Source organism: Thalassospira lucentensis (assembly GCF_001613805.1).
Taxonomy (GTDB): domain Bacteria; phylum Pseudomonadota; class Alphaproteobacteria; order Rhodospirillales; family Thalassospiraceae; genus Thalassospira; species Thalassospira lucentensis_A.
Genome location: NZ_LPVY01000012.1, coordinates 14329 through 33729 on the forward strand (window position 1 = coordinate 14329; position 19401 = coordinate 33729).

Genomic DNA, 19401 nt, shown 5'->3' on the forward strand with positions numbered 1-19401 from the left:
GAAAGAGACTGATGGACAAGATCGAAGGATCGGTCCTGCGAAGCCCCGCCGATGTGCGGGGCTTTGCTGATTTTGACGGACCGTTATATTACGCACCTACCGGTTTCATCGACCATGCCGATGATCCCAATACGTTACCCTTGGCCGGATCCCGCCGTGGATTTTCCGCGCTTGAAATCATCCGTCGTCGCGAAGGTGGCGGGGCGGAAAGCATGATCCTGCCGTTGCTGGCGCTTGAAGGCTGGGTCCAGAATTCGGGACGGGTTGATGAAATCAATGACGTTCTGAACCGTCTGACCACAAAGCGTGCCGATTTTGCCGGGCTTGATATGGCGTCCTGCCATGTGATGGGCATTGTCAATGTGACACCGGACAGCTTTTCCGATGGTGGCGATTACAACACCACCGATCAGGCGATTGCGCGTGCGCGCGTGCTGGCCGAGCAGGGGGCGTCCATCCTTGATATCGGTGGGGAATCGACACGCCCGGGGGCGGAAACCGTTTCCGAAGCGGACGAGATCGCGCGCGTTGTTCCGGTGATCCGTGCCCTGGCCGAAGACGGTCATTGCGTTTCCATCGATACCCGCCATGCGGGTGTGATGGAAGCCGCCATTGAGGCCGGTGCGGCCATCATCAATGATGTTACCGGGCTTGAGGGGGATGAGCGGTCAATGGAAGTTGCCGCCGCATCGGGCAAGCCGGTGATCCTGATGCATATGCAGGGCGAACCGGGCACCATGCAGGAAAACCCGCAATATGATTGTGCGGTTCTGGATGTGTATGACTATCTGCTGGACCGGATTGAAAGTTGCGAACGGGCGGGTATTTCGCGTGATCGCATCTGTGTTGATCCGGGTATCGGTTTTGGCAAGTCATTGTCGCACAATCTGGAACTGTTATCGCGTCTGGCGATTTTTCATGGTCTGGGCTGCCCGATCCTGTTGGGGACATCGCGCAAATCGTTTATCGGCAAGATTGATCCGGCAGCATCCCCCAAGGAGCGTCTTGGCGGGTCGATTGCATCGGCGATCAATGGCTGGCGGCACGGGGTTCAGATGATCCGGGTGCATGATGTTCATGACACGGTTCAGTCGATTTCCGTCACGACGGCAACGTCCCTGGTATAGGCTTCTTCGACCGTCAATCTATGGATGTATAGATTGACGGTTGTTACCAACGATTTATAAAAGGTCTGCAGTTTTTGTGTACTTTCGGGTGCCGGGGCTGCGGGCCTTTTTACTGGTGTGGGGAATCTGGCAATTTCTGACAGATTGTGCTTGGGGCTTGCGGATTTTCCCCAATCGCCACATACCATTATAGATAAAACTAAATGCGACCAGGAAGGTCGCGCGAATGGTTGGTTCTGAGCAAACATTGAAAGCGAAGTTGAATGAACGGATACAGCGCGCGCGTGCGCGTTGAGCAGTCCGGAGCGGCTGCAGGTCAGGAAACAATGGCGACTTGTGTTTTCGTGGTTGAGGACAATGCCGATCTTAATCGGGATTTGTGTGAGTACCTCGAGATGTGCGGCTTTGATGTTGTCGGTTGCGACACCGGCGCAGCGTTTCATCGTGCGCTGAAAACCAAGTCACCGGCGGCGGTCATTCTTGATATCATGCTGCCGGATGCGGATGGCTATGAGTTGGCCAAATATGCGCGCGCCAATCTTGATTGCGGGATCATGATGCTGACCTCGCTTGCGGGGATGGATCATCATCTTACGGGCTATAAATCCGGTGCGGATGTTTACCTGACGAAAGACAGCCCGCTTTCGGTGATCGAGGCGGCCCTGCGCCCGCTGCTGCGCCGGGTTGGCAGGAGCGAGAACGAGGCGGAAGCCGAACTTGAGGCACTGGCCCGAGACGATCGCTGGACGCTCGATATGCTGAACTGGACGCTTAGCAATTCCGATGGCAATTCTTCGACCCTGACGGCGACCGAGCGCACGATTGTTCGGTTGCTGGTTGAAGCCAACGGTGCCTGGTTGACGCGCCCGGAAATTGTCATGGCACTGGGCAAGGCCGATACGGCTGAAAACTGCCGCAATCTTGATACGGCGATCCGGCGTGTCCGCCAGAAGGTGCTTCGCGAAGTTGGCGAGGAATTGCCGATCCGGACCGCTTATGGCCGTGGCTATGCCTTTACATCCTCTGCCGTTATTGTGGGCGTGCCCGAAAGCGCCTGATCCTAATTGCCGAATGATCCGGTGATCTCGTCACAGGGCAGCAACAGACAAAGTTCGACACCGTCTGTACCCTTGTCGCGCATTTTTATCGATCCACCATGTGCATCGACAATGCGCTGCGAGATATGCAGGCCGAGGGCGCTTTGCAGGGATGCTGCCTCAACCTCGCGGCGGAACAGGGCATCGCTGATGCGGCGGATTTCATCACTGTTCAAATCCTGCCCGTGATAGGGGATAACGATTTCCACAAGCCAGTCACTGTTGGGGCGTGCTGCCACATGAATGGGGGCGCCATGGGCATATCGGCGTGCCGTTTCGATCAGGTTGGTGATGGCAAGGCCGACAAGCGTGACATCGACGTAGGTTTCCAGCCCTTCGGTTCCGATGCATTCAAGCGTGATTTCGGCATCGGCGCGTGACGTGTTCGATACGAAGTCGGCCAGCAGGTGATTGACCGGCACCAGTTCACGGGCCAACGCAAAGTCGCCGTCGTCGATGCCATCCTTGTTGAGGAAAATATCCACCAGACGGGATAGTTTTCGTGCCTGATCCTGAATTCGCTGCAGGCGGTCCGTCACATCGCTTCGTGCTTCGCGCAGGCGCAGCGAAAGCATTTCGGACGATCGTTGAATGACGGCAAGCGGTGTGCGGAATTCATGGGAAAGCATGGAAATCAGTTTGCGCTGTTCACCGACAAGCGATGTTGTTGCCGCGGCGATTTTGACCATGTCCATGCGTTCTTTTTCGATTCTGGACAGGCGAAAGCCCATGATCACGCTCATGGCGCACATATGGAAAAACAATGTGAACTGATGCAGTCCGAGCCGCAGTGGCGTGGCTTCGATCAGGCCTGCATGTGTCAGTTGCAGCAAGACGGCAGCCCCTGTCGGAAGGGCAAGCACAACGAAATAAAGCCATAACAGCCATTCGGTCGGGGCGCGTATGATCCGGTAGGCGAGGACAATGCAGAATGTCGTCAGGAGTACGGCATGCAGGGGCACAATATAGGTACCGTAAAGCGCGTAAAAATTATTGGTTGCGGTCAGTGCGCAGGCAATTGAAAGCACGCAATAAATTTTGATGATCCTTGCCACGACATTGTTCTGGCGGTTCAGGTCGAGAATATAGAACCACAGGAAAATGGTGGCCGCAGCAGCCATGGCATTGCTTCCACCAACGATCAGATCATTGGCATAGGGCCATTCGGGTTGAAGGATCGACAGTGCAAGGCCACTTGCCGATGATGCAAGGGTCCCGATCGACAGGACACAGGATCCATATGCCGCGATGGCCCGGTCACGTGCCAGTGTTCCCAGAATGATGTAAACAACCCCCAGCATCAGAATAACGCCGAAATAGATGCTTAGTCCGGAATCCCGCAAGGTCAGGCTGGAAACCAGCTGATTGGTGGGCCACAGCTTGGCCATAAGGAACTGAGTGCTGTTTGATTTGGTTCGGATAACAAGCACATAATCGCCGGCTTCCAGCGGGGGGAAGCGGTCGACCTGTTCACTGCCTTTTATTGGCCGCTGGCTTGCCGGGACATGGTCCCCCATCCGGCTTTGCCAGAAATGTCGCGATGTTCCCTGTTTGATCAGATAAACATCGATGAAGTTCATATAGCTTGGGCGAATTTCAAGATGCAGCGGTTCGTTTAATCCTTCGGGAACCGAAAGCGCCAACCGGTACCAGACGGTGTCACCGGTATAACCAAAACTTGGAATGCCGGGGCTGGGGGCAAAGTTTTCGGCCGGCATTTGCAGGATGTCTTCAAGTGTCAGATCATTTGTCCTGTCTTCAAGTGACAGAACATGATTATGCAGATTAACCGGGCTGGAAATTCTCGGCAGAAGTGTCAGTTTGCCAAATTCCGCAGCCCTGGCCGATGACAGGATCGCCATCCCGAACAGCAATGTCGTGACAGCCAGCATGACGTGTTGCCAAACAGAATATCCAGACAGGGTTTTCCGGTGGCTCATGACGGATTTCCTTCGCGGGAAACAGGCATGGCTGGCGGATCAAGATTATCGGTTCGTGCGGCTTCGATATTGTTGTTGGTCAGTTCCCGGTCATAAGGCAAACGGATCAGAATGGTCGTGCCGCCGGTTTCACCGACGCTGATTGTCATCCGGCCACGATGGGCATTGATGATCCGGTTGGTAATGTGCAGACCCAAGCCGACACCATGGGTGCTGCCTGATGTATTGCCGCGATAGAACGCTTCTGAAGCCAGTGCCAGATCATCCTGGGATATTCCCGGCCCGTTGTCGGTCACGCGGATATAGACATTGCCATCGCTTCGATGGGTGAAACCGATACGAACACTGGCATTCGGGGCATATTTCCGGGCGTTTTCAATCAGATTGCTCAGTGCCCGTTCGATCAGGGTGCGGTCGATCCGGATAACGGTGAAATCGGTTTCGCCCAGATCGACATCATGATCCGGGTTTTCGCGTTGACGCCGTTTGACCAGATCCTTCAGGAACGGGGCCATAATGGTTGGTTTGGGCGAAATACTGAAATTGGTACTGTCCAGGGTTTCCTTGGTCAGGAACACATTAACCAGTTCTGACAGTTGCGAGGCATTGCTGCGGATGGTCGCGATACGGCTTGTGACAGCTTCGGGGGCGTTCTGAACATGCAGCGCGACCATTTCCGCCGCGCGCTGGATAATCGCAAGCGGTGTCCGGAATTCGTGGGACAGCATGGTAATGAATTCACGCTGCTCGTCCGCGAGCTGGTTGGCGCGCGTATTGCTGCGGTAGGCCGAAACGCGCTGATTGGCGAGCTCATGCGTTCGTCCGGCCATCGCGATCCCCAGCAACAGCAAATGTGCAAGGGATGCCACCTGATAACAGTTGCTGGTAAAGACATTGGCCGGGACGATGCCCATCAGCATCAAAAGATGCACGATCGCCGCAACCGCAGGCAAACCAAGAGCCACAAAATACACGCGCAGCATTCGGGCATTTGATCTGGTCCAGCCGAAATAGAACAGATATCCGAGCAGGATCAGCAGGACACCGATATGTGGCAGGAACATGCCGCGGGCAAAATAGATATAGGTGTCACTGACCGATGTAAGGGCACATAGACCGGCAAACGTGGCATAAATCGCCATGGCCCTGAAAACATTGCGTTTAAACCGGTCCAGTCCAATGATGTAGGCCCACATCATAACACTGGTTGCAATCGAAAATGCCGTACCCGATCCGGTGATCGCGTCACTTGCCCGCTGCCACGTTCCAGCCAGAAGAAGATGGGCATATCCCGAAATACCCGCCGTCGCGGTGAACAGGGCAAGAATGTAAAGGCCGTACCAGATAATCGCCCGGTCACGGATCAGCAAACCGAGCGTGAAATAGACCATAAAGCCGATAAAAAGAATGCCGAGATAAAGGCCATACAGGAACGTATCCTGCACGTTTTCGGCAATCAGAACCGTATCGGATTTGAGATGTGCATTCAAAAGCTGGGCGCTGTTGCTGGAAACGCCAATCACCAGCCAGTAACTGCCCGCAGGCAGGTTTGGCCAAGTGCTCAGATGCTGTCGCCCGCGGGCTTCTGATGCATTCGGGGTAATATGGTCACCGACGATGTTGTTCCAGACCGGCAATTGGGTCTGGCGATCAAGAATGGTCAGCGCGATCCGGTTCAGATAGGGCGGCGAAATTTCCAGATAGCGTTTGAATTGAAGGGGTTCAGCACCGGCTTGTGTGACATGGATCTGTATGCGGTACCAGACGGTATCAAGCGTGTAACCCGCACCTACAGAGCCAACAACCGAGGTGAAATCGTCTGCGGGAAGGCTTGCGACCTCGGATGCGGTGCGGGCCTGCCGGTCTGCTTTCAGCCGTTCAATCAACGGGGTAAGGTCGATATTGTCCTCGTCTTCGGAATAGGATCCGATGACAAGTTCATGATTGCCAGGATGGGCAAGGGCAGGGCGGATCATGGAAATCATCAAAAAGATGACCTGTAATATGATCACAACCATATAGCCGTTGCGGTAACCGACTTTCCGCAAAATGCCCCCGATTTCGGAATATTCAAACGCTTTGCATTCTAGATACCGGGTTTTAAAAGCAAGGTCATGGCTTTTATAAGCGAAGCATCAAGGATGCGATTAACGGATCGGTTGTTTATTCCCGGTACAATCGGTCACTTGCCGGTAGCATTGCGCGGACACTTTGATATAACCGGCAGTCAGGAAAAATAACCCGCGCATCAATGCGTCGGGATGGAAGCAGAGAAGACGAGCATGAGCCGTAAATATTTCGGGACCGACGGTATCCGCGGAACCGCCAACACCGCCCCCATGACAGCCGAAGTTGCGCTTAAGGTCGGGATGGCCGCAGGCCATTATTTCACGCGGGGCGATCATCGTCATCGTGTGGTGATTGGCAAGGATACCCGTCTCTCGGGCTACATGCTTGAGCCAGCCCTTGTTGCCGGTTTTACGTCCATGGGGATGGATGTGATGCTGGTCGGGCCGATGCCGACCCCGGCCGTTGCCATGCTGACCAAGTCGATGCGTGCCGATATCGGTGTGATGATTTCGGCCTCGCACAATCCCTATCAGGATAACGGGATCAAGCTTTTTGGCCCGGATGGTTTCAAACTGTCTGACGAGGTCGAACTTGAGATCGAAGCCATGATGGATAGCGATATGTCCGCGTTGCTTGTACCTGCGAACAAACTTGGCCGGGCGCAACGCATTGATGATGCGCCTGGACGCTATATCGAGGCGGTCAAATCATCGCTGCCGTCTTCGGTGACGCTTGAAGGGCTCAAGATCGTTCTGGATTGCGCCAATGGTGCTGCCTATTCCGTCGCCCCCAAGGTGTTGCGGGAATTGGGAGCGGATGTCATTGAAATCGGCACCAAGCCGAATGGCCTTAACATCAATGCTGAATGCGGATCGACGCATACCCAGACCATGTGTGACCGGGTGTTGGCCGAAAAGGCCGATGTCGGGATTGCCTTGGATGGCGATGCCGACCGCGTTCAGATGTGCGACGAAAAAGGCCAGTTGATTGATGGCGATCAGCTGATGGGCCTTGTCACCACGCACTGGAAACGCACCGGGCAGTTGCGCGGCAATGCGCTGGTTGCGACGGTGATGTCAAACCTTGGCCTTGAACGTTACCTTGAAAGCAATGGTCTGCGCCTGATCCGTACCAAGGTCGGGGATCGTTACGTTGTGGAACAGATGCGCGCCCTTGATTGCAATGTCGGCGGGGAACAGTCCGGCCATATCGTTCTGTCGGATTTTGCTTCCACCGGTGATGGCCTGCTGGCGTCCCTTCAGGTTCTGGCGGTTCTGGCTGATCGTGAAGGTCCGGTTTCGGAAATGAGCCGCGTGTTTGATCCGCTGCCGCAGATCCTTAAAAATGTGCGGTATGCAGCGGGTTCCGATCCGCTGTCACACAGCAGTGTGGTTGATGCGATTTCCAGTGCCGAACGTGCCTTTAACGGCGATGGTCGCGTTCTGATCCGCAAATCGGGAACCGAACCACTGATCCGTGTGATGGCCGAAGGCGATGACGCGATCAAGGTCGAACAGATCGTTGATGGCATTGTTGCCGAAATCATGGCTGTTGCGGGTTAAGGCAGCAGAACTATCTTAGGGTCCTGACCCTGGACCGAATATCAGAAGTGCTTGGAGGTCGATCATGAAAGGTCGCGTGTTGATCATTGCCGGTTCTGACTGTTCCGGCGGGGCCGGAATTCAGGCCGACATCAAATCCGTGACCGTTCTGGGCGGATATGCCGCAACCGCGATCACGGCGTTGACGGTGCAAAACACCACCGGTGTTTTCGATGTTCTGGGGATTGATCCGAAACTGATCGTCCATCAGGCAGAAGTCACGATTGATGATATCGGGGCCGATGCGATCAAGACCGGTATGCTCCATAGCGTCCCGGTGATCGAGGCAGTGGCCGCATTCATCCGGGCCAAAGCCGCCGATATTCCGATTGTCGTTGACCCGGTGATGATATCGCAAAGCGGATCGCGTCTCTTGAACGAAGATGCGGTTGATGCCCTGATCAAAAACATGGTGCCGCTGGCGACCGTCCTGACCCCAAATATTCCCGAGGCCGAAGTGCTTTCGGGGATGAAGATCACGGATGAGGGCGACATGATCGAAGCCGCCCGCAAGATCGGTGAACTGGGGGCGAAGGCGGTTCTAGTCAAGGGCGGTCATACCGAGGGTGACCGCATTGTTGATATTCTTTGGCGCCATGATGGCGATATCGAAGGGTTCGAGGCGGATCGCATTCCGTCGGAAAACAATCATGGGACGGGATGCTCGCTTGCCAGTGCGATTGCCACCGGGCTTTCGCAGGGCATGGGGTTGAGTGATTCTGTCGCACGTGCGCGGGCGTTCGTGCGCGAAGCGATCCGCACAGCCCCTGATTTTGGCAAGGGCAATGGTCCGCTTAACCATGCCCACCCCGTTACCGGCGAGTAAGGAGACGGGGTTTCATGCACGGAGAAAATGCCATGCCGGGAACCTCCTTTTTCCATCAGGCGCGCAACAATGCGTGGTCCAATCATCGCTTGCTGACGGTCTGTTCGCGGTTGAGTGACGCGGAGCTGAATGCGGAGCGCACATCGTTCTTTCCGACAATCCTTTGGACGCTTAATCACATCCTGATTGTCGACTGGTTTTACATTGATGCCCTTGTGGCCGGTGGGCGCGGGCGTGATTGCTTTGCCGATGAAAACCCGTTTTCCGATATTGCGGCACTTTCCGATGCCCAGCGTGAGAGTGACCAGACATTGCTGAACTTTTGCGAAAATCTGTCCGATGCCGATGCGGCACGGCTGGTGGCGTTGGATCGTGGTAACGGGAAGACCGCGCATGAAACGGAGGGGGCGGTTTTATCGCATCTTTTCGTGCATCAGACCCATCATCGCGGGCAGGTGCATGCGATGCTGAGCGGTACATCGCAAAAGCCGCCGCAGCTTGACGAATATCATCTTGATTGTGATGCCGAATTTCGCGGCACCGATTTTCACGACCTTGGCTGGGACGGCGTATGACATTCAGACTGACGGATCGAACCAAACGGCGTCTTTTTCTGGTTGCGGTGACGGCACTGGTTGTTGCCACGATTGCCGATGGATCACGCCGTTTCGTGGCCGACCTGATCTGGACGGATGATGCTGCCCCTTGGGAAAAGGTGACGGCGGTTTATTATCCCGACACGCAGAAACAAACCGATATCCGTATTTCGGATGCAAGGTTTGATGACGTTGCCGAATGCCGGGCGCATATCGGCGAACTTTCATCGGGAAATGGCGACCCGGACCTTAAAAAGGGACGATATGAATGTGCCATCGGGTTTTACCGCGATGGCACGGGTGAGGGCAGCTATCGCCTGATCGTTCGGTAGGTCTAGAGCACGTACCACAGCAGGCCGGGCAGGGCGATGGCGGCAAGGAAGCTGGAGCTGATGACAACACCGGCAACTTCTTCGGGTTCGCGGTTGTAAAGCTGCGCGAACAGATAGCAGAACACCGCAACCGGCATCGAACATTGCAGGATCACGACCCCGCGTTCGATCCCGGTAAGTCCCATGACTTCTGAAAGTCCGACGCCAACCGCAAAGCCCATGGCAAGGCGCAGCATGCTAAGTGCGGTGCTGCGTGCAAGGCTGACCGGGCGAAGGCGGGCCAGTGACACACCCAATGTAAACAGCATTAACGGAATGGTCAGCTGCCCGATCAGGTTGGTCGTGTTGTAAAGCCATGCGGGGACTTCGGTATTGGTCGCAAGGAAGCCTGTTGCAATCAGGGTTGCCGGGATAATCGGCATCTTGATGATCGATTTAAGCGAGAAACTGCCCGAAACGAACGCCACCCCGATGGTCAGTTGCAAAACCACATAAACAGCAAAAAACGCAACCGACAGTGCCAGACCATCCTGGCCGTAAGCCAGCATGCAAAGCGGCAGACCGACATTGCCGACATTCGGCCAGGCCAGCGATTGCAGATAGGTCCGCGGGGCCAGTTTGAAAACTTTCAGGATTGGCCAGCCGATCAGGACGAAAATGATGTTTGCGGCAAGGGCAGCAGTCCCCATTGATACCAGCGCATCCGCACCAAGGTCGACCGTGGCAAGGGCTGCAAAGGTCAGGCAGGGGGTCGCAAAATAGGTGACGATGGATGTCACCAGGCCCGTATCGAAATGTCTGCCGGATCGTGCCCAGATATAACCAAGACCCGTGGTTATGAAAACCGGTGCAAGAATGGCAAAGATATCGGCAAACATGAAATTCATTATCCCCAGATGGCTTGGCCCAAATGGCCCCGGGTGAAATTGTCATGACCGATAGTCGCGGAGCAAGCGAATAATGGTAATACCAGTTGGTTTTCCGCATCGCTATAAGTCGACGCAAACCTGCGTCGTGAAAACTTGTCATTTCGGATGCTGATGGTGCATGTTAGCGCGATATTGGCGCAGCAAGACAAGATACAGTGTTCGACATGAGCCACAGGAAATACGATTTCGTTCGCCGCCATTTCATCGATCCGGCTCCGCGCTGGCGCGATCAGCGCAATCCTGTGCCTGCGGTTTTTCTCGATCGCGATGGGGTGGTGAATGAAGAGGTTCACTACCTGTCAAAGATTGATGATCTTGCCCTGATCCCCGGAACCGCCAGCGCGATCAAGCAGCTTAACGATGCCGGTATTCCGGTTGTGATCGTGACCAACCAGTCGGCGGTGGCGCGTGGCTATCTGTCCGAAGAGGGTCTTCGTGATCTGCACGAGGCGATGATTGCGATGCTGGCACGAGCGGGGGCATCGGTGCAGGGGATTTATTATTCACCCTATCATCCGGATGGGATTGAGGAGTATCGCCGAGACAGCGAATGTCGAAAACCGGGCCCGGCCATGATCCTTGCTGCGGCCGAGGATTTTGCGATTTCGCTGCCTGACAGTGTTCTGATCGGGGATCGCATTAATGATATCCGTGCCGGACGTGCGGCCGGAACCCACGCGGTGATCGTGCGGACCGGGCATGGCGCAAAGGAAACCACCTGGCCCGAGGCGGCAGAGGCCGACTTTATCGCCGATGATTTGCAGGCGGCTGTCTCGGAATTATTCGCGCGCGGTGTTCTGGCGCGTTAGGCGCATCATAACGCGCACCAGGTTTTCCACATATCCCGGCAGGCTTCTTCAAGCTCGCGGGCGGCGGCTTGGCCGCTCATGGCCTTGCTGTTTTTCATCCGGTCGCGCATGCCGGCCCGAATGGTGGTAAGGGCGTTGATATCCTGTGTCAGAAGGAGGGCCTTTTCGACGTAACCCTTCTGCGTTTCCGCCGCCAGTGCATCGAGCCCGACATCGGACAGCAGGCAAAGTCCCGTGCGGGATGCCGGTGTTTCCCCGGCCATCGTGACAAACGGAATACCGTGCCACAGCATATCAAAATAGCGCGCGATATCGATCATCGGGAACGGGGCCAAGCCGATATCGATCCGGGCATAAAGATCGGGTTTGTCTTCGGGACTGACCGCACCAATCAGATTGACACGATCCGTGTGAAGCCCGGCCTGACGCAGCCGATCCAGCATCGTCTTTCTGGCAAAGGCGTCGCCTAGAACATCATCCTGAATGACAAGGCGACTGCCCTTGATCTTGTTTAAAACACGCGCAAAGCAGTTCAGGCTGGCGTCGCTGATGTTTGATAATTGGTCAAAGCAGCCAAAGGTCACGACCTCGTCAATTGCCGCCGGAAGGAGGCTTAGGGGCGCGGCATCATCGGCACCGGCATAGGCGAAAGGTCCTGATCCCAGATGCTGCACATTTTCGCAAAACAGCTTGTTTTCGGCAGGTTTGGCCGGAATCCCACGATGATGGACAAGGATATAATCCATCTGGCTGATGCCGGTTGTCATCGGAGCGATACTGGCCTGAACCGGGGCAGCGCGATGGGCAAATACCGTGATCGGCTGATTGGCGACCGGGCCGGTCAGGTCAAACAGGATGTCGATCCTGTCCTTGCGGATGCGCTCAGCGATCTGAAGCGGGCTTTGGCCGTAAACCTCGCGCCAGCCATCGGCCATGACCTGCCATGAACGGGTGGTTTGGTCCTGGCGCGGGGTGGCCGAATACAGAAACAGTTCGACCTCGTTGCGGTTAAGGTGTCGAGCAACGCTGGACAGCAGGGCGAAGGAAGCATGTTCGCAAAAATGCGGTGACAGCCATCCGATGCGAAGCCGTTTATCGACCTGTTTGCTGTTGGTGAAGTTCGGCTCGGGCAAGGCTGGCATGTGGCTGCGTGCCCATTGGCGGGCCTGTTTAAGATATTCGACCCCGCCGATATCAGGCAGCCTGGCAACGGCAGCCAGAAGGGCGGTGTGGGCCGCGGCATTTGCCGGGTGTTTTTCCACAAGAACGGTCAGTTCGGCAATCGCGCTTGCGATATCGCCGCACTGCAATTCGATATCGGCAATTTCAAGATCGATTTCGATCCTGCCCTTGGCAAGGCGCTTGGCGGTTTTAAGGATCGCGATCGCCTTGGCATAATCGCCCTGTGCCGAGAGCGCGCGGCCCAAACCGTGCAGGGCCGGGACATGACGGGGATCGATGCTAAGCGCGCGTTGATAAAGGTTTTGCGCCATGCCGGGATAGCCAAGCCGCAGCGAAACATCGCCGACACGGCAAATCATATTCGGGGTGATGCCGGCGGCCTCGGCGGCGCGGTCAAGCGACGCGAGTGCGGCTTCTTCCTGCCCAAGTGCGTGCAATGCCTCGCCAAATAACAAAAGGCCTTCGTAATGATCGGGTTTAAGGCCCAGCAACCGCCCCAGAAGGTCCACGGTCTGCCCGATATGGCCGCGTGGCATTTCAAGGCGGGCGAGATGATAAAGGGCAGTGGGGAAATCGCCGTGATAGCTGATGGCCTGGCGGAATTCGTCGATGGCTTTTTCGATCTGTCCGGCGCGTTCCAGCGCAATCGCGAAATTGCACCGAACGGCAGGATTGGCGCCAAGCCGGGGCAGGCAGCTATCAAACAGTTCCAACGCCTCGCGGTGGCGGTCAATGCCGGTCAGAAGAGTCGCCAGAAGATGTTCGACTTCGGGATTTCCGGGCGAAAGCGACAGGGCACGACGGTAAATCTTCTCGGCCTCATCAGGACGGTTGCCTTCATGCGCGCTTAGTCCACGCCTGAGCAGGGTCTTGAGATCGGCCGACATCGATATGCTTTACCTCGTAAGATGGACAGTCCTGATCGCTGTCATATGGGGCAGCATGCAGAAAAAGGAACGTTCTGTCATTGCTTTAAAGCATTTCATCATTTCAGGAAAAAGAATGATGGCGCGGGAAAAAGCATAAAAAAAACCCCGAGCCTGCAAGCAGGCCGGGGTGAGAATGGGAGTGGGAGAATCGCCTGGCGGCGATAATCACCTATTAAGATATGGATTGTGGTCGAGGCCGTCGCCTATCTAATGGGATAGCATTTTGGGTCTTTCGGGTAGGTTGGCTAGGGGAAGGTGGTGGAATTCCCGAAACTTAACCCGGTGATTGAAAGTGCTGTCTTGGAAAGGGCGGCTATCTTTCAGGTAGCATTCGTTCCATATGGCGCAAAAACACGAAATTTTCGGGCAAAAAACTGTCATTGGGCGCGAAGACTGTGCTAGAAGCCCTAAATATGTGACAATGATAAATACCCCGCGAAGATAGAGAGGTTCGACCATGCCGGAATATCGGTCCCGTACAACCACCCATGGCCGCAATATGGCCGGTGCGCGCGGCCTTTGGCGCGCCACGGGCATGAAGGATGAAGACTTTGACAAGCCGATCATTGCGGTCGTCAACAGCTTTACCCAGTTCGTCCCCGGCCACGTTCACCTGAAAGACCTTGGTCAGATGGTGGCACGCGAAATCGAAGCTGCCGGTGGTGTTGCCAAGGAATTCAATACCATTGCCGTTGATGACGGTATTGCGATGGGCCATGACGGCATGCTTTACAGCCTGCCGTCACGTGAAATCATCGCGGATTCCGTCGAATATATGGTCAATGCCCATTGCGCGGATGCGATGGTCTGCATTTCGAACTGTGACAAGATCACGCCGGGCATGCTGATGGCTGCCATGCGCCTTAACGTTCCGGCGGTGTTCGTTTCCGGTGGCCCGATGGAGGCCGGGAAGGTCACCATCAATGGTCAGGAACGTCATCTTGACCTTGTTGATGCAATGGTAGAAGCCGCCGATCCGAAAATCTCGGACGAACAGGTTGCTGTTGTCGAACGGTCGGCATGTCCGACCTGTGGTTCGTGTTCCGGTATGTTTACCGCCAACTCGATGAACTGTCTGGCCGAGGCCCTTGGTCTTGCGCTTCCGGGTAACGGTTCGGTGCTGGCGACGCATGCCGCGCGGCAGGAACTGTTCCTTGAGGCAGCGCGCACATCCGTCAAGCTGGCGCGCCGTTATTACGAGGAAGAAGACGTTACCGCGACCCCGCGCGGCATCGCGACGTTTGAAGCCTTTGAAAACGCCATGGCGCTTGATATTGCGATGGGCGGTTCGACCAATACGGTTCTTCATCTTCTGGCTATCGCCAAGGAAGCGGAGGTCGATTTTACCATGGCGGATATGGATCGGCTGTCGCGCAAGATCCCGTATCTGTCCAAAGTGGCGCCAAACCACCCGAAATTCCACATGGAAGATGTTCATCGTGCGGGCGGTATCATGCGTATTCTGGGCGAACTGGATCGTGCCGGTTTGCTCCATACCGATGTTTCGACCGTACATGCCAAAACCATGGCCGATGCCCTGGAAAAGTGGGACATCAAACGCACCAAGAACGAAGCCGTCCAAAAGTTCTATCGCGCCATGCCGGGCGGTATTCCGACCCAGACCGCGTTTAGTCAGGAGCGTTACTGGGATGATCTCGATCTTGATGAAAAAGAAGGCTGTATTCGCGACGTTGCGCATGCTTACAGTCAGGATGGCGGTCTTGCGGTTCTGTTTGGCAATTTTGCGACCAATGGTTGCATCGTCAAGACCGGTGGTGTGGATGAAAGCATCCTGAAATTCACCGGTCCGGCCGTGATTTGCGAAAGCCAGGACGAGGCGGTCGCCAAGGTTCTGGGTGGTGAGGTCAAGGAAGGCGATGTTGTCGTCATCCGTTATGAAGGGCCCAAAGGTGGTCCGGGCATGCAGGAAATGCTGTATCCGACCAGCTATCTGAAATCGATGGGGCTGGGCAAGGCCTGCGCGCTTGTCACCGATGGCCGTTTCTCGGGCGGGACGTCGGGTCTTTCGATTGGCCATGTATCGCCCGAAGCGGCGGCAGGCGGTGAAATTGCCCTGATCGAGCCGGGTGATATGATCGAAATCGATATTCCGAACCGTTCGATCAAAATTGCGGTCGATGACGCGGTTTTGGCTGCACGCCGTCAGGAAATGGAAGCCAAGGGCAAGGATGCCTGGAAACCGGCCAAGCCGCGCAAACGCAAGGTCACAACGGCCCTTCGTGCCTATGCCGCGCTTGCAACCAGCGCCGATCAGGGTGCGGTCCGCGATGTGACGCAGGTCGAATTTTAAGTCGTTCAAACCATAACATCAAAAAAGCCGCCCGGTTCGCCGGGCGGCTTTTGTTTTGGCGCGAGGATGATCAGGGTTTGCGCAGCGTGCTGAACCCATGCGCAAGGCTGTGGCCAAGGTTGGGCAGGGCATTGGCTATCGCCTGCACGGCAAAACCGATAAACAGAATTCCGGTGGCGCGCACGATCCAGATTTCATGGCGCTGATAGGCCCGGCGCAAAATGCCAAGCCCGACAATCCAGATCAGGATCAGATCGGCAATCAGAAACCCTACGGCAGAGGCCAGCAAAAGCCCTGTCATGCTGTCCCAGCCAAGCGATGCGGCATCCTGTGCCAGAAGGGCTGTGAACATCGCGACCGCGACCGGATATCCCTTGGGATTGGTGATCCCGAAGATAAAGCCGCGTCGCCACGGACGGCGCACGGTAATATTGACCGCACCGTCGACCTTGCGCTTTGCGGTAACCGCACGGATGCCAAGCCAGAAAAGATAAACACCGCAAATCATCGCCAGAATATCAAACACCATCGGATCAAGGACGCGTGACCCGATGATCGCCACCAGTGCCAGACTGGCCCACATGATATCCCCGGCAAAATGCCCGAACAGGAAGCCGGCACTTGCCCGGCGGCCCTGTGCGGCACCAATGCCCAGCATCGCCAAAAAGGCCGGGCCGGGTGTCAGGGTATAGATGGCGGCCGCGACCATCGCCCCGATCAGCATCGATATTTCCATGGTTGTTTCATCCCGTATGTCTTTTCGGTAATGCTAGCACAGCCTGAGACAACAAACCCCGCCAAACTGACTGGCGGGGTTTGCTGGGGCAGGGTGACTAGCCCCGCCGGGAGGTTGGATTAAGCTGGTTTACGCAAGCACCCGGTCAAGGGGCAGGTAATCGTAGCCAAGATCACGCGCGACGGCCTCATAGGTGATGCGTCCTTCGTGAACGTTTAGCCCTGCGGCCAGATGGGGATCATCCTGGCAGGCTTTTTTCCAGCCCTTGTCGGCCAGTGCCAAGGTGAAGGGCAGGGTCGCGTTATTGAGCGCAAAGGTCGATGTGCGGGCCACTGCGCCGGGCATGTTGGCAACGCAGTAATGCACTACGTCATCGACGATATAGGTCGGATCGGCATGGGTGGTGGCTTTGGATGTTTCAAAGCAGCCGCCCTGATCAATCGCGACATCGACAATCACCGAACCCGGCTTCATTTTTGAAAGCTGGTCCTTGTGGATCAGCTTTGGTGCCGCGGCACCGGGGATCAGGACTGCACCGACAACCATGTCGGCATCATAGACCAGTGCCTCGGTATCATCGATGGTGGCATATTGCGTTTTGATGCGTGGGCCAAACAGATCGTCAATCTGTGTCAGGCGTTTGACATTCTTGTCGAGAATGATGACGTCCGCGCCCATGCCCGCAGCAATGCGGGCGGCATTGGTGCCGACAACACCGCCGCCGATTACAACGACCTTGGCCGGGGCAACGCCGGGCACACCGCCCAGCAACATGCCGCGTCCGCCATTGGCCTTTTGCAGGGCAGCAGCCCCAACCTGCGGGGCCATGCGACCGGCAACTTCGGACATCGGGGCCAGCAACGGCAGGCCACCATTTTTATCAGTCACGGTTTCATAGGCAATCGCGGTCACACCGGATTTGACCAGACCTGCGGTCTGTTCGGGGTCGGGTGCCAGATGAAGATAGGTAAACAGAAGCTGCCCTTCGCGGAGCTGCTCGTATTCGACTTTCTGCGGTTCCTTGACCTTTACGACCATTTCGGATTTGGCAAAGATTTCGGCCGCGGTGTCGACGATTTTTGCGCCGGCTGCGAGGTAATCATCGTTGCTGCAACCGATACCGGCACCAGCATTGGTTTCGATGATCACATCATGCCCGTGTGCCGTGACTTCACGCACGGAACTTGGGGTCAGGCCGACGCGATATTCATGGTTTTTGATTTCTTTCGGAATGCCAATAAGCATTGTGTTTCTCCCGGACAAACGTGGCAGCGATAACGGGTTGTCCCGTTTTTAGTTGTCTATGCAGGATACCCGAAAATTGTGGCAATTTCCCTTCAATCATCGGTGAGTTTGGTGGTATTAATGCTATATAATTTTAAAAAATCCGCTTCAGGCAGGGAGAATATTCGAAATGCAGATGGACGAACGTGACCGGATGATCCTGCGGCTGCTTCAACGCGATGGCCGTATCAGCAACGCCGAACTGGCCGAAAAGGTCAATCTGTCGGCTTCTGCCTGTTTGCGCCGTGTCCGGCTTCTGGAAGAAGCCGGTCTGATTGACCGTTACACCATGCTGCTTAATCCGGCCCGCATCGGCAAACCGGGCAATGCATTCGTCAATATTTCGATTGCACGCCAGACCCGCGAAGCGTTGGAAACCTTTGAAAAGGAAATCCAGTCAGTGCCCGAGGTGGTCGAATGCTATCTGCTGGCCGGGCAAAGCGATTATCTGGTGCATGTGGTCTACAGTAACACAGCCGACTATGAACGCATACATAGCGAGGTTCTGACCCAGCTTCCGGGTGTGGAGCGTGTTCAGACCATCATCACGCTGCGCGAAGTCAAACGCACGACCGAATTGCCGGTCTGATACTCCGTTCCAGTTCGCAGCCGCAGCGAATCAAATCTGTACGGATTTTTCGATTTTGTGCGCCGAAACGTTCCTTGATTGAGATATAGTGACCAATGTTCATCTATCGCGCGTTCAAAAAACACAGGCGAACTGTTTGTTACATAAAAGTTTCTTTGATTTTTTCTATCAAAAGTCGCCGCGCGATTTGACTTTTGAATGAATTAAAAGGCATTAATATAAGTTCAGGGAGAATGTTGGGGGAATAATTCTCTATGGAAAACGAATGTCTTGTTCGTGCGCGTAGCCACGAGCAAAAGCTTAAACGTAGAAACGATATACTTGTCGCGGCTGAGGCGCTTTACCTTGAGGGGGACGGACAACTGCCATCGGCAGCCGAAGTCGCCAAGAAGGCAAACCTCGCCAAAGGCACGCTATATCTTTATTTTTCAAGCAAGGAAGCCCTTTTTCTGGAAGTCCTGCGCGGATTCCTGAAGGGGTGGTTTGAAAACAATCTTGAAGTGATTGAACAGGAAGCGTTGCGGCGTCCCGAAGAACGGGATTCGGCGCGCGTTGCACTGCAATTCGTGCAATATCTGGTCAAGCGGAAGCAGTTCCTGCATCTGGCATCCCTGTCACAAGGGGTTCTGGAACAGGGGACGGATGATGAAGCCGTGCTTAGCCATCGAAGATTTGTTTCTTCAATGGTCAAACGTACAGCCGATGCCCTGTCCGAGCTTTATGCCATCACGCCCGAAGATGCCAACAAGCTGATGCGTACATCGTATGCACTGGTGATTGGCATGTGGCAGATGTCACAGATTCCGGATCGTGTTGCCGAACTGATGCGCCAGAACGCGTTGGATAACCTGATTATCGATTTCAGTGTGGCAGCCGAAGAAGCCGTTGTGTCTTATTGGCGTGTCCTTGCGCCGGGCATGAAATGCCGTGAATTCCTGCGGCAGATGGCGGAACAGAATCAGGTCTGATTTCAGGTTTGTATTCGGATTTTCCATCCGGATCATAAAAAAGCAGCACCTTTGCAGGTGCTGCTTTTTTGTTTT

At 55.3% G+C, this 19401-nt stretch carries 16 protein-coding genes; 10 read left to right on the top strand and 6 right to left on the bottom strand.

Annotated elements, in window-relative coordinates; genetic code table 11:
* Positions 1 to 11 precede the first annotated feature (11 nt).
* Both folP and AUP42_RS11085 read left to right on the top strand, forming a co-directional pair.
* Positions 12 to 1127, top strand: a complete 1116-nt coding sequence (folP, locus tag AUP42_RS11080) for a dihydropteroate synthase (protein WP_062951689.1) — start codon at positions 12 to 14, stop codon at positions 1125 to 1127.
* A 326-nt stretch (positions 1128 to 1453) separates the two neighbouring features.
* Positions 1454 to 2185 carry a response regulator transcription factor gene (locus AUP42_RS11085; protein WP_231858245.1) on the top strand — a complete coding sequence of 244 codons (732 nt, stop codon included), beginning with the start codon at positions 1454 to 1456 and terminating at the stop codon, positions 2183 to 2185.
* A 2-nt stretch (positions 2186 to 2187) separates the two neighbouring features.
* Here AUP42_RS11085 and AUP42_RS11090 read toward each other — a convergent pair whose 3' ends face one another.
* Positions 2188 to 4164 carry a sensor histidine kinase gene (locus tag AUP42_RS11090; RefSeq protein WP_062951691.1) on the bottom strand — a complete coding sequence of 659 codons (1977 nt, stop codon included), beginning with the start codon at positions 4162 to 4164 and terminating at the stop codon, positions 2188 to 2190.
* Positions 4161 to 6140, bottom strand: coding sequence for a sensor histidine kinase (locus AUP42_RS11095; RefSeq protein ID WP_197468273.1), 1980 nt, complete (start codon positions 6138 to 6140; stop codon positions 4161 to 4163). The genes AUP42_RS11090 and AUP42_RS11095 overlap by 4 nt, the downstream gene beginning before the upstream one ends.
* Before the next feature lie 306 nt (positions 6141 to 6446).
* Between AUP42_RS11095 and glmM the strand changes: the two genes are divergently transcribed.
* The 4 genes from glmM to AUP42_RS11115 all read left to right on the top strand — a co-directional run bounded on the left by glmM (position 6447) and on the right by AUP42_RS11115 (position 9589).
* Positions 6447 to 7796 carry a phosphoglucosamine mutase gene (gene glmM, locus AUP42_RS11100; protein WP_062951879.1) on the top strand — a complete coding sequence of 450 codons (1350 nt, stop codon included), beginning with the start codon at positions 6447 to 6449 and terminating at the stop codon, positions 7794 to 7796.
* 64 nt (positions 7797 to 7860) lie between these two features.
* A complete protein-coding gene (gene thiD / locus AUP42_RS11105; protein ID WP_062951693.1) occupies positions 7861 to 8661 on the top strand; it encodes a bifunctional hydroxymethylpyrimidine kinase/phosphomethylpyrimidine kinase in 801 nt (266 codons plus the stop codon).
* 32 nt (positions 8662 to 8693) lie between these two features.
* Positions 8694 to 9236 (top strand): DinB family protein, encoded by a 543-nt coding sequence (locus AUP42_RS11110; RefSeq protein ID WP_062951880.1) that lies wholly within the window; start codon positions 8694 to 8696, stop codon positions 9234 to 9236.
* Positions 9233 to 9589: a hypothetical protein gene (locus AUP42_RS11115; RefSeq protein ID WP_062951694.1), complete on the top strand. Its 357-nt coding sequence runs from the start codon at positions 9233 to 9235 to the stop codon at positions 9587 to 9589. Before AUP42_RS11110 ends, AUP42_RS11115 begins: the two co-directional genes overlap by 4 nt.
* Positions 9590 to 9591: 2 nt before the next feature.
* Here AUP42_RS11115 and AUP42_RS11120 read toward each other — a convergent pair whose 3' ends face one another.
* The gene (locus tag AUP42_RS11120) at positions 9592 to 10467 is read right to left on the bottom strand and encodes an AEC family transporter (protein WP_062951881.1); all 876 of its coding nucleotides are present in this window, start codon (positions 10465 to 10467) and stop codon (positions 9592 to 9594) included.
* Positions 10468 to 10682: 215 nt separating this feature from the next.
* Here AUP42_RS11120 and AUP42_RS11125 point away from each other — a divergent pair, with 215 nt between their 5' ends.
* The gene (locus AUP42_RS11125; protein WP_062951695.1) at positions 10683 to 11327 is read left to right on the top strand and encodes a D-glycero-alpha-D-manno-heptose-1,7-bisphosphate 7-phosphatase; all 645 of its coding nucleotides are present in this window, start codon (positions 10683 to 10685) and stop codon (positions 11325 to 11327) included.
* A gap of 5 nt (positions 11328 to 11332) precedes the next feature.
* On the opposite strand, the gene AUP42_RS11130 is transcribed toward AUP42_RS11125, so the two are convergent.
* Entirely contained in the window at positions 11333 to 13396 is a 2064-nt protein-coding gene (locus tag AUP42_RS11130; RefSeq protein WP_062951696.1) for a tetratricopeptide repeat protein, read from the bottom strand.
* Between the two features lie 499 nt (positions 13397 to 13895).
* On the opposite strand from AUP42_RS11130, the gene ilvD reads away from it, so the two are divergent.
* The gene (gene ilvD, locus AUP42_RS11135) at positions 13896 to 15749 is read left to right on the top strand and encodes a dihydroxy-acid dehydratase (RefSeq protein ID WP_062951697.1); all 1854 of its coding nucleotides are present in this window, start codon (positions 13896 to 13898) and stop codon (positions 15747 to 15749) included.
* 70 nt (positions 15750 to 15819) lie between these two features.
* Here ilvD and AUP42_RS11140 read toward each other — a convergent pair whose 3' ends face one another.
* Together AUP42_RS11140 and ald are read right to left on the bottom strand one after the other, a co-directional pair.
* Entirely contained in the window at positions 15820 to 16485 is a 666-nt protein-coding gene (locus tag AUP42_RS11140; RefSeq protein WP_062951698.1) for a LysE family translocator, read from the bottom strand.
* 129 nt (positions 16486 to 16614) lie between these two features.
* The gene (ald, locus tag AUP42_RS11145) at positions 16615 to 17730 is read right to left on the bottom strand and encodes an alanine dehydrogenase (RefSeq protein WP_062951699.1); all 1116 of its coding nucleotides are present in this window, start codon (positions 17728 to 17730) and stop codon (positions 16615 to 16617) included.
* A gap of 169 nt (positions 17731 to 17899) precedes the next feature.
* Between ald and AUP42_RS11150 the strand changes: the two genes are divergently transcribed.
* Together AUP42_RS11150 and AUP42_RS11155 are read left to right on the top strand one after the other, a co-directional pair.
* Entirely contained in the window at positions 17900 to 18358 is a 459-nt protein-coding gene (locus AUP42_RS11150) for an Lrp/AsnC family transcriptional regulator (protein WP_007092109.1), read from the top strand.
* 254 nt (positions 18359 to 18612) lie between these two features.
* The gene (locus tag AUP42_RS11155) at positions 18613 to 19326 is read left to right on the top strand and encodes a TetR family transcriptional regulator (protein ID WP_062951700.1); all 714 of its coding nucleotides are present in this window, start codon (positions 18613 to 18615) and stop codon (positions 19324 to 19326) included.
* The last annotated feature ends 75 nt before the right edge of the window (positions 19327 to 19401 follow it).

Excerpts from the sequence above, each read along its gene's own strand:
- AUP42_RS11120 (WP_062951881.1), bottom strand. The coding sequence starts at position 10,467 with ATGTTTGCCGATATCTTTGCCATTCTTGCACCGGTTTTCATAACCACG.
- AUP42_RS11130 (WP_062951696.1), bottom strand. The coding sequence starts at position 13,396 with ATGTCGGCCGATCTCAAGACCCTGCTCAGGCGTGGACTAAGCGCGCAT.
- folP (WP_062951689.1), top strand. The coding sequence starts at position 12 with ATGGACAAGATCGAAGGATCGGTCCTGCGAAGCCCCGCCGATGTGCGG.
- glmM (WP_062951879.1), top strand. The coding sequence starts at position 6,447 with ATGAGCCGTAAATATTTCGGGACCGACGGTATCCGCGGAACCGCCAAC.
- AUP42_RS11115 (WP_062951694.1), top strand. The coding sequence starts at position 9,233 with ATGACATTCAGACTGACGGATCGAACCAAACGGCGTCTTTTTCTGGTT.
- AUP42_RS11155 (WP_062951700.1), top strand. The coding sequence starts at position 18,613 with ATGGAAAACGAATGTCTTGTTCGTGCGCGTAGCCACGAGCAAAAGCTT.
- AUP42_RS11110 (WP_062951880.1), top strand. The coding sequence starts at position 8,694 with ATGCCGGGAACCTCCTTTTTCCATCAGGCGCGCAACAATGCGTGGTCC.
- AUP42_RS11095 (WP_197468273.1), bottom strand. The coding sequence starts at position 6,140 with ATGATCCGCCCTGCCCTTGCCCATCCTGGCAATCATGAACTTGTCATC.
- AUP42_RS11150 (WP_007092109.1), top strand. The coding sequence starts at position 17,900 with ATGCAGATGGACGAACGTGACCGGATGATCCTGCGGCTGCTTCAACGC.
- thiD (WP_062951693.1), top strand. The coding sequence starts at position 7,861 with ATGAAAGGTCGCGTGTTGATCATTGCCGGTTCTGACTGTTCCGGCGGG.
- AUP42_RS11140 (WP_062951698.1), bottom strand. The coding sequence starts at position 16,485 with ATGGAAATATCGATGCTGATCGGGGCGATGGTCGCGGCCGCCATCTAT.
- AUP42_RS11085 (WP_231858245.1), top strand. The coding sequence starts at position 1,454 with ATGGCGACTTGTGTTTTCGTGGTTGAGGACAATGCCGATCTTAATCGG.
- ilvD (WP_062951697.1), top strand. The coding sequence starts at position 13,896 with ATGCCGGAATATCGGTCCCGTACAACCACCCATGGCCGCAATATGGCC.
- AUP42_RS11090 (WP_062951691.1), bottom strand. The coding sequence starts at position 4,164 with ATGAGCCACCGGAAAACCCTGTCTGGATATTCTGTTTGGCAACACGTC.
- AUP42_RS11125 (WP_062951695.1), top strand. The coding sequence starts at position 10,683 with ATGAGCCACAGGAAATACGATTTCGTTCGCCGCCATTTCATCGATCCG.
- ald (WP_062951699.1), bottom strand. The coding sequence starts at position 17,730 with ATGCTTATTGGCATTCCGAAAGAAATCAAAAACCATGAATATCGCGTC.